The organism is Saccharomonospora iraqiensis subsp. paurometabolica YIM 90007, from assembly GCF_000231035.2.
GTDB lineage: Bacteria > Actinomycetota > Actinomycetes > Mycobacteriales > Pseudonocardiaceae > Saccharomonospora > Saccharomonospora paurometabolica.
Genome location: NZ_KI912258.1, coordinates 183,561 through 189,209 on the forward strand (window position 1 = coordinate 183,561; position 5,649 = coordinate 189,209).

The following is a 5,649-nucleotide window of genomic DNA, read 5'->3' on the forward strand; positions in this document are numbered from 1 at the left end:
CCCCCGTCGTGGTGCGGGGCGGCGCCCCCGGCAGCTTCGGTGCCGTCGGTTCCTCCGGTGTCCCCGTCGGCGTCCGGGCGCGAACCGCTGCCCGGCCCTCCGGCGTCGTCGCCGGTGGGCGGTGTGCCGGGGTGGGGAGCCTGGAAGGCGCGGGTGAGCACGTGGGCGTACATCCGCACCGGACTGGGCACGGTCGGCGGGTTCACCACCCCCGGCAGGTACGTGAGGTCGGTGGCGAACGGCAGCAACCGGTCGTAGACCTCCCGCGCCGAGCCGGGCCGGTTCTCCGGCTCCTTCTCCAGCAGGTGTTCCAGCACGGCCCCGACCTCGGCGGGCACGTCCGGGCGTTCGTCGGTCACCGGCGGCGGCCGCTCGTCGACCTGCTTGTTCATCACGGTGTACGAGGTCGCTCCGCGGAACACCGGGCGGCCGGTGAGCATCTCGTACATCGTGCAGCCCAGCGCGTACAGGTCGGTGCGGGGCTCACTGATCGCCGCCATCACCTGTTCGGGTGCCATGTAGGCGGGTGTGCCGATGCTCTGCCCCGACCGCGTGATCCGCGAGACGTCGGCCACGGCCATCGCCACGGCGAGCCCGAAGTCCAGCACCTTCACGGTGCCGCTCGGCTCGACCATCAGGTTGCTCGGCTTGAGGTCCCGGTGGACCAGCGACTCCTCGTGCGCCACGGCCAGCACCGCACACGTTTGCGCGGCGACCGCGGCGGCCCACCCGACGGGCAGGCGTTCCTGCTGGTCGACCAGGTCGGCGACGCTGAGCCCGCGCACCCGCTCCATCACCAGGTACGGCCTGCCGGGGCCGGACCCGTCGTCGGGGTCCTCGGTGCCGACGTCGAACACGGCGGGCACGCCGGGGTGCCGGAGGCGGGCGGTGATGCGGGCCTCCCGGTCGAACCGGCGCATGATCTCGTCCTCCGGCAGCCCGTCGGAGAACCGCACGAACTTGACGGCGACCTCCCGGTCGAGCCGGGTGTCGTGGCCGACCCAGACCTCACCCATCCCGCCGCGGGCGAGTGGTTCCAGCTCGTAGCGCCCGTGGATCACCTTGCGACCGTTCACCACGTTCCCCCGTCACCGCCGTTACCGTCCGCGTCCCGCCCGGAGTCGTTCACCATTGTCCCGCCCGCCACCAGCGGGCGTAGTGGGGCAGCACCTCGGGCAGTGGCCGGGGACCCAGCCCGGCGAGGCGTCCGCGCAGCAGGTCCGCGTCCGCGCCGGGCAGCGTGAGCAGCGGCCTGCGCAGCCGGATGCTCCAGGCGCGCTCCGCCCCGGCGAAGGCGGTGAGCCGGTCCACCAGCGGGCCCAGCTCCACCCCGTCCGGCCAGGGCGTCGCGGTGCGGAACTCGACCGCGCACCCCACCGGGTAGGTGCGGCCGCCGAACTCGGGCGGCTCGTCCAGCGTGTGCACGGCCTCGCCGGCGGTGCCCTCGGCGATCACCCGGCCGCGGTCGCGGGTCGGGTTCTTGAAGCACCCGCGGGTGGTGTAGAGGAACAGGCCGTCCCCGGGTGCCAGGGCGCGCACCTCGGCGCGCCGGGTGTCCGGGAACGCCATGCGTTGCTCGCTGAGCAGCCACCCGAGGGCCTCGCGGTCCCCGATGACGAGCAGATAATCGGCCACCCGGGCACTCTAAGAGGTCCGGGTCCTGTCGGTGGGCGGCGATACAGTGCTCCCGTCCGGTCGGCTCCGGCCGGACGGAGTGGGGACGGACGTGGTCGGCGTGGGGGAGACGGTGCGGGATCGACCGGGCACGGGAGCGACGGGCGGCGAGGTGCTGACCCGCCGCGCCCTGAACAGGGCCACGTTGGCCCGCCAACTGCTGCTGCGCCGCCACGCCCTCCCCGTGGCCGACGCGGTACACGGGCTCGCCGGGCTGAACGCGCAGAACACCGAACCGCCCTACCTCGGCCTGTGGGCCCGGCTCGACGGGTTCCGCCCCGGTGACCTCGAAACGTTGCTGCACGAGCGGCGGGTGGTGCGCGGCTGCCTGCTCCGGTACACCCAGCACCTGGTCACCGCGGAGGACTTCACCCGGTGGCGGCCCGTGCTGCAGCCGGTGCTCGACCGGGTGCAGCGCAGCGCGTTCGGCCGCCGCACCGCGGGTGTGGACCTCGCCGAACTCGCCGCCCGGACGCGGGAGACGCTCCGCGGGCGCACGCTCACCCGGCCCGAACTCGGCCGGGAACTGGTGCGACGGTGGCCGGACCACGAACCGTCGGCGTTGGCATGGTCGGCGCAGTACCTCGTCCCGATGGTGCACCCACCGCCGGAGGGTCTCCGGGGCCGGCGCGGCGGCCGCACACCGATGGCCCTGGCCGAGGACCTGCTCGGCGAACCACCGCCCGAACCGGACCCGGAAGCGCTGGTGACCGCGCACCTGGCGGCGTTCGGCCCCGCCACGGTCCGCGACATCGGCGCGTGGTCCGGGATGACCCGCCTCGGGGAGGTGGTCGACGCGATGCGTCCGCGGCTGCGGGTGCTTCGGGACGAGGCCGGGACCGAACTCGTCGACCTGCCGGACGCGCCCCGCCCGGACCCGGACACCCCGGCGCCGGTGCGGCTACTGCCGGAGTTCGACAACCTGCTGCTCGCCCACCGCGACCGGACCCGCGTGCTGCCGGACGAGTACCGGTCGAAGGTGATCGACGGAGCCGCGCACTCCCCGACCGTGCTGGTGGACGGGTTCGTGCGCGGCACCTGGGGTCTCGACCGCACGGATGACACCGCGACCGTGGTGGTGCGGCTGTTCGCCGGGGTGGACGACACGGTGCAGGCCGAGGTGCGCGACGAGGCACACCGGCTGGCGACCTTCGCCGCCCCGGAGGCCCGGGAACACGGCGTGACCCTGCACCGACCGCGCGTCCCACCAGGGACCGGCCCGGTTACTTCGCGGTGGGCGACGGACTAACGCCCGGATAACGACCCCTTGTCCCGAACCGCCCGTTCCGCTGCACCCTCGGGGCAGCCGACCTCCCGCGTCCGGGGCGTGTGCCCGTGCGGTCGCGGACGTCGGCACCCCGATCGCGACCAAGAAAAGGGGGGACCATGCGCAGGATCGCTGGTACGGCGGCGGCCGTGGCGCTGCTCGCCGTCGGTGCGTGCGGTGGTGACACCGCCGAGGACGCCACACCCGCGCCGGACGGGACGACGACGAGCGCGGACGGCGGTCCGTCCTCGACGACGGCGACGACGGAGCCCCCGGCCCCGTCGTCCGCGCCGGTCTCGCCCGCCGACCGGACCCCATCGGCGGCCTCGTGCGACGTGGTGGACGGGTGGAACGAACGGCCCGACGAGGTGTCCGGCTCGTCGGGTGACGAGCTGTTCCGCACCCGGGTCGGGCAGCACCCGTGCTTCGACCGGGTGGTGTTCGACGTGCGCGGGATGGACGAACCGGGCGGTCTGGTCCGCTACGAGCCGGTGGTCCGGGCCGACGGCTCGGGCAAGGAGTACCCGGTCGAGGGAGACGCGACCCTCCGGGTGGTCGTGCGGTCCTCGATCGAGGGGTTCCCGGACGGTCCCCCGGCGCTCGGCAACGTGGGCGACGTGCTGCACCCGACCGACGAACTCGCGGGCTGGGAGGCTCTGCGGGAGATCCGCTACGCGGGTTTCTTCGAGGGCCAGGCCACGATCGCGGTCGGCGTGGACGAGAAGGCACCTTTCCGCGCCTTTACCGTGCATAGCGAGGACGAGGGCGTGAGCAAGCTCGTCGTCGACGTCGCCCACGAACCGTCCTGACGGCGGAGGTCGCGTGACCGTCGCCTGCGCGGTCGTGGGCCGTGTCGACCGGTCCGGTCAGCCGGGAACGACGGTGTGCATCACCCGTTCGGAGGGGTTTGGACCGGAAGCCGCTTAGCCCGTTGCGGTGGTGTCATCACCCTCTCGACGGACCGCTCACACGCTGGTGTGGGCGGCCCGTGTCCGAGAGAACGGTTGATGGGAGACATCGCCATGTACCTCCGCAAAGCCACCGTCACCGCCGCGATCGCGGCAGGCGGCATGCTCTGGGCCTCCGGGGGCGCGATCGCGCAACCGGGCGACCTCGACTGCGCGGACTTCTCCAGCCACGCCGAGGCGCAGGCCGAGTTCGAGAGTGCCCCCGGCGATCGGCACCGCCTCGACGCCGACGACGACAACATCGCCTGCGAGGCGCTGATCGACAACGACGGCACCGACGGCACCCCTGCGCCGGGGGACACCGACGTGCCGGATGAGCAGGACACGCAGGACCCCGCGGCCGTGCCGGACAGCGGCGCCGGGGCCGCGGACACCGCCGACGGGCAGGTGGGTGAACTGCCCGCCGGTGGTGTCGAGACCGGGGACGGCTCCGCCGCGGGCGGCGGTGCCGCGGCGGTACCGGTGCTGCTCGGTGTCGCGGGCATGGGTGCCGCGGCGGCCGTCACCGTCGTCGTGCGGCGCACCGTCCGGGTGAACTGACGACGACCTACGCCGTGGCCCGTGCCCGGCCGATCCGCTCGGATCATCGGGCACGGGCCGTCGCCCCTCCCACCGCGCTGTGCTCACCCGGCCGTGCTCACCCGGGCCCGGTGCTCAGCCCGCCGGGACGGTGACGCGGGTGCCGCGTACCTCGGTGGCGGCGGCGACCAGGTTCTCCAGCGCGGGCACCACCTCGGCGTAGTCGCGGGTCTTGAGGCCGCAGTCCGGGTTGACCCACAGCCGGTCGGCGGGCACCGCCGTCAGCGCCGCCCGCAGCAGGTCGGCGAACTCGGCCCGGTCGGGCACGCGGGGCGAGTGGATGTCGTACACCCCCGGCCCCACACCCCGGTCGAAGCCGACCGCGTTGAGGTCGCCGAGCACCTCCATCCGCGAACGGGCGGCCTCGATGCTGGTGACGTCGGCGTCCAGCGCCACGATCGCGTCGATGACGTCGCCGAACTCGGAGTAGCACAGGTGGGTGTGGATCTGGGTGGCCTCGGCGGCGCCGGAGGTGGCCAGGCGGAACGCCTCCACGGCCCACTCCTTGTACGCCGCGCGTTCGTCCGCCCGCAGCGGCAGCAACTCCCGCAGGGCGGGCTCGTCCACCTGCACCACGCGCAGCCCGGCGGCCTCCAGATCGGTCACCTCGTCCCGCATCGCCAGCGCCACCTGCCGCGCGGTGGCGGCCAGTGATTGGTCGTCACGCACGAACGACCACGCGAGGATGGTCACCGGCCCGGTCAGCATCCCCTTCACCGGCCGGTCGGTGCGGCGCTGGGCGTAGTCGGCCCAGCCGACGGTGATCGGCTCCGGCCGGGAGACGTCGCCGTACAGGATCGGCGGGCGCACACACCGCGACCCGTACGACTGGACCCAGCCGTGCGCGGTGCTGACGAACCCATCCAGGTGCTCGGCGAAGTACTGCACCATGTCGTTGCGTTCCGGCTCGCCGTGCACCAGCACGTCCAGGCCGAGCTCCTCCTGCAGCGCGAGCACCCGGTCGATCTCGGCCCGCATCCGCCGGGTGTATTCGGCGTCGTCGAGGGTTCCCTTGCGCAGGGCCGCCCGCGCCTGCCGCACGTCCGTGGTCTGCGGGAACGACCCGATCGTGGTGGTGGGCAGCGGCGGCAGCCGCAGCGACTCCCGCTGCGCGGCGCTGCGGCGTGCGTAGTCGGCACGGCGGGTGTCGGCCGGGCCCAG

6 protein-coding genes are annotated in these 5,649 nt (G+C 74.0%); 3 read left to right on the forward strand and 3 right to left on the reverse strand.

Annotated features, from left to right (window positions below; genetic code table 11):
* Both SACPADRAFT_RS28925 and SACPADRAFT_RS0220145 read right to left on the reverse strand, forming a co-directional pair.
* The coding region (locus SACPADRAFT_RS28925; RefSeq protein ID WP_007026236.1) for a serine/threonine-protein kinase at positions 1-1,076 on the reverse strand (1,076 nt) is incomplete at its 3' end.
* Between the two features lie 49 nt (positions 1,077-1,125).
* A complete protein-coding gene (locus tag SACPADRAFT_RS0220145) occupies positions 1,126-1,635 on the reverse strand; it encodes a hypothetical protein (protein WP_007026237.1) in 510 nt (169 codons plus the stop codon).
* Positions 1,636-1,735: 100 nt separating this feature from the next.
* Here SACPADRAFT_RS0220145 and SACPADRAFT_RS28930 point away from each other — a divergent pair, with 100 nt between their 5' ends.
* The 3 genes from SACPADRAFT_RS28930 to SACPADRAFT_RS0220160 all read left to right on the forward strand — a co-directional run bounded on the left by SACPADRAFT_RS28930 (position 1,736) and on the right by SACPADRAFT_RS0220160 (position 4,449).
* Positions 1,736-2,923: a winged helix DNA-binding domain-containing protein gene (locus tag SACPADRAFT_RS28930; RefSeq protein ID WP_233357225.1), complete on the forward strand. Its 1,188-nt coding sequence runs from the start codon at positions 1,736-1,738 to the stop codon at positions 2,921-2,923.
* A gap of 137 nt (positions 2,924-3,060) precedes the next feature.
* Complete coding sequence (locus SACPADRAFT_RS30050) at positions 3,061-3,750, forward strand: AMIN-like domain-containing (lipo)protein (protein ID WP_007026239.1); 690 nt, start codon at positions 3,061-3,063, stop codon at positions 3,748-3,750.
* Positions 3,751-3,948: 198 nt separating this feature from the next.
* Entirely contained in the window at positions 3,949-4,449 is a 501-nt protein-coding gene (locus SACPADRAFT_RS0220160; protein WP_198048360.1) for an excalibur calcium-binding domain-containing protein, read from the forward strand.
* 114 nt (positions 4,450-4,563) lie between these two features.
* Here the strand turns inward: SACPADRAFT_RS0220160 and metE are convergent.
* Positions 4,564-5,649 (reverse strand): 5-methyltetrahydropteroyltriglutamate--homocysteine S-methyltransferase (gene metE, locus SACPADRAFT_RS34180; protein ID WP_040924631.1); only part of this gene is annotated, 1,086 nt, incomplete at its 5' end.